The sequence below is a fragment of the Fictibacillus iocasae genome (assembly GCF_042665465.1).
Lineage (GTDB): Bacteria > Bacillota > Bacilli > Bacillales > Fictibacillaceae > Fictibacillus > Fictibacillus iocasae.
In genome coordinates this window covers 1-1,976 of record NZ_JBHTCP010000031.1, presented here as the reverse complement: position 1 = coordinate 1,976, position 1,976 = coordinate 1, and the positions used below count along the sequence as shown (strand labels likewise).

3 protein-coding genes are annotated in these 1,976 nt (G+C 51.0%); all 3 read right to left on the bottom strand.

From position 1 onward, the window contains the following. Nucleotides 1-114 precede the first annotated feature (114 nt). The 3 genes from ACFQPF_RS11470 to ACFQPF_RS11460 are packed head-to-tail and all read right to left on the bottom strand — an operon-like array spanning nt 115 to nt 1,742. Entirely contained in the window at nt 115-594 is a 480-nt protein-coding gene (locus tag ACFQPF_RS11470; protein ID WP_379749744.1) for a DMT family transporter, read from the bottom strand. A gap of 12 nt (nt 595-606) precedes the next feature. Beyond that, nucleotides 607-1,299, bottom strand: coding sequence for a Crp/Fnr family transcriptional regulator (locus tag ACFQPF_RS11465; RefSeq protein WP_379749742.1), 693 nt, complete (start codon nt 1,297-1,299; stop codon nt 607-609). A gap of 17 nt (nt 1,300-1,316) precedes the next feature. Beyond that, the gene (locus ACFQPF_RS11460; protein ID WP_379749740.1) at nt 1,317-1,742 is read right to left on the bottom strand and encodes a DMT family transporter; all 426 of its coding nucleotides are present in this window, start codon (nt 1,740-1,742) and stop codon (nt 1,317-1,319) included. Nucleotides 1,743-1,976 lie beyond the last annotated feature (234 nt).

The following is a 1,976-nucleotide window of genomic DNA, read 5'->3' as shown; positions in this document are numbered from 1 at the left end:
GATATGATGCTCTGCGTAAGACTTAACAGGAACCGCCGTATACGGAACCGTACGTACGGTGGTACGAGAGGATGTGGAGGCTAGGCGCCTCCCCCTATCTCAATTGCCATTACGTTACGCCAGCCTCTTCTCCTTCATCTCCACACTCGCCGCCTTACCGCGGCCGCCGAGCTTGAACACCAAAATCCCGCCGATGATGATGAGCACGCCGATCAGCTGCTGAAACGTGAATGGCACTTTCTCCAAGCCAAACGCGCCGATCGAGTCGAAGAGCAGAGCAAAAACGAGCTGTGACGTCAGGGCGATCGAGATCGCGTACGTCGGACCGAGGCGGCGCACACCTTGTGTGATGCATGTGACGACGCCGACTCCGATCAAGCCGCTGAACCAGAACCACGTTTTCATCCCATCCAGCACAAATAAATTCGTACCTTCTATAATCAATCCGAGCGCGAACGAAGCGCTAAATCCGAGTCCGAGGACGAGCACGGTCGTCGCCCATGAACCCGCATGTTCGTTCACCTTGCTGTTGAATATGTTTTGCAGGCCAACGAGCGCGCCTGCGATCAGCGATAAAACGATTCCTGTTATCATAAGTGACCACCCTTATTCATAAATGTTATTTCCGGCAATGGCTGTGAGTCCGTCAAAATCAATGACCACAATGCCCCCGCTCACACGCTCGACTAACCCGTCCGCGCAAAACTGCTGCAGTACGCGGTTCATATGGCGGTAGCTCGTGCCGATCAAGTTCGCCGCATCACGGAGACTCGCCGAGCTGTGCTGCTTTTTCAGCACGTTGGACGAACTGTCGTACGAGACCGACAGCAAGTAGCTCGCAAGCCGCATCTCGACCGGATGCATCAGATTGAACTGCATAAAGTTCGATTTCACATAAAATTTATTCGAGATAATGTGAAGCAGAAACTCCAGAAACGCCGGGTCACTGGCGGCATATTTCTTCAGCCACCGGTGATGCACGCCGATCATCTCGACCGTGGACACCGCCTCGACCGTGTTCATCGTTTCGGTCTGCCGCACATATTCAATATCGCCAATCACCTCAAGCGGTTTTTTAAACGATAAAATGAGCGTCCGGCCTTCTGGCGACGTCGTGAAAACCTTCACCTTGCCTTTAACAAGCACATACAGCGTATCGGCCGTATCGCCCTGAGAACAAATCAAGTCACCCTGGTCAAAACGATACAAGTGCAGGTGAGGCAGAAGCTCATCGCCAAACGGTATCTTGTTTTCTTTTATATAACTTTCCAGCTTATCATGGTCTGTAATCTTCTTCATACGCACACACACTCCTATTAAAAGCTAAGAATGAGCACCCCCGCGACCATCATCGCGATGCCGACGAACTGTGGCAGCTGCATACGCTGCTTCGCCACGCTAAACCAGCCGAAAATATCGGTGAAAAAGGCGATGGCGAGTTGAGCGATCAATACCGAAGCGATCGTCAATGTAACACCGATCTCATGGATCGCGGTGATGTTGCTGAAAATAATGATGGCCGCAAACGATCCGGCGGTCAAATAAAGCGGCTTCACTTTTCTGTAATGACGCCACGTTTTGTCGCGAAAAAGCATCATAAGAAACAGCGCGGCCACAAAACCGGTAAACTGCGTGACCGTCGCCGCCTGCCATGTGCCAATCTCAGTGCCGATCTGCGCATTCGCCACACCCTGAAGCGTGATGAACAAACCGCCGATTATCGCAAAAAGTATTCCCTTCATAACCATCACTCCCAATTGGTGAATTCACCTTATTATCACAGCAACCGTCTCGCGTGCGAAAGGACATATGTCCCCAATTTGGAAAAAAGTGCTCGCTGAAGGTGTTCTCGGGCAAAAATTGAGATTTACGGTAAGCGTCAAAAGAACCGCACCTTATGTTGAGGGTGCGGTTCCTTTATACTGTGGCTATTCCGATTTGTTGGCTAAATAACATGATGTTGGCAACTCAGTTGA

What these genes read in the sequence shown, in the direction of transcription:
- ACFQPF_RS11465 (WP_379749742.1), bottom strand. Translation starts at nt 1,299, where the DNA reads ATGAAGAAGATTACAGACCATGATAAGCTGGAAAGTTATATAAAAGAA.
- ACFQPF_RS11460 (WP_379749740.1), bottom strand. Translation starts at nt 1,742, where the DNA reads ATGAAGGGAATACTTTTTGCGATAATCGGCGGTTTGTTCATCACGCTT.
- ACFQPF_RS11470 (WP_379749744.1), bottom strand. Translation starts at nt 594, where the DNA reads ATGATAACAGGAATCGTTTTATCGCTGATCGCAGGCGCGCTCGTTGGC.